The 1,087-nt window shown below is 61.2% G+C and carries 1 protein-coding gene; it reads right to left on the reverse strand.

Annotated features, from left to right (window positions below):
- A partial coding sequence (locus KR51_RS14090) for a Mu transposase domain-containing protein (RefSeq protein WP_022608725.1) occupies positions 1-1,087 on the reverse strand: 1,087 nt, incomplete at both ends.

Here is a 1,087-nt window from a genome sequence, read left to right on the forward strand (position 1 = left end):
ACCTGCAGGCGCTGCGGCGTGAGGCTGCCAGCGGCTAATTCCCGTTCCAAGTAATCGGCAACCCGGTCTTCACCGTGGGTCGCTGCTTGATAAAGCGCTTCCACCATCAAGCGGGCCGCCCGGTCGCGCTCGTAGTCAGTTTTGAGCTGATTCCAGAGCTGGCGATAGCGCTCGTTGGGTAACAGCTCCTTTTGCCAGGTGCAGTAGAGCAACGCTCGCGGTTTCCGGCGCAACCCCTCGATGACGTGGCGATAGTCAATGCAGCGTCCCCGACGTTTCCCGTTCCCCTGGACGCGCATCCGGGTGAGGGCGAAGACTTGGGTTTGACCCCAGAAGCCCAGAATGCGGTCGTGGTAGATGTGCAGCTCGACCCGCTGACCGATGAGCCGGGACGGGACGGTGTAAAGGATGCAGCGCACTTCGATGGTGCTGTGGCGGCTGACCCGCGCCGTCAGGATTTCGTAGTCCGGCACCCGGTATTTGGGCAGGGGCTGCAGTGCCGCTCTCTCCACGGCAAACTTGTCCGCGTGTTGGCGGTTCAACCCCTCTGCTGCCGCCGCCACTACTGCCTGATAGGCCTCCACGCTCGGGAAATCGGCACTGCCGCGCAGGTAGCTAGCTTGTTCGATACGGTTTTTCAAATGTACGTGGGGAGACTCTATCGCGCCGTTCTCGTACGTCACGCCCCGATTGTTGCGCGTCGGTTCCATGCGGTAGTGGTCGCACAGGGCGTCGTACAGCTGCGTCAAGGGCTTTTGGCGTTTGCCACCCAGATTGCGATCGGCGGCGCTCAGACTGTCGGTGCGGTGCTGTTTGGGACTCCCTCCCGAGGCATGCAAGGCGTTTTGCAGTCCTTCCGCTAAGGCCACAAAACTCTCTCCCCCCTGGACGACCTGGGCGTACTGCCAGCCGCTGTAAGTCAGGCGGTAGTGATAAATCAGATGCACGCAGGGCTCTCCTTGGATGGTGACACTGACCCGCTTGAGCTTGGTGAAGTCGGAGATACCCATCACGCCCGGTTGATGGCGGAGCTCGAACATCACTTCTGGAGCCGGACCGTAGAGCACTTTCCAGGTTTGGACTCGTC

It is taken from the genome of Rubidibacter lacunae KORDI 51-2, from assembly GCF_000473895.1.
Lineage (GTDB): Bacteria > Cyanobacteriota > Cyanobacteriia > Cyanobacteriales > Rubidibacteraceae > Rubidibacter > Rubidibacter lacunae.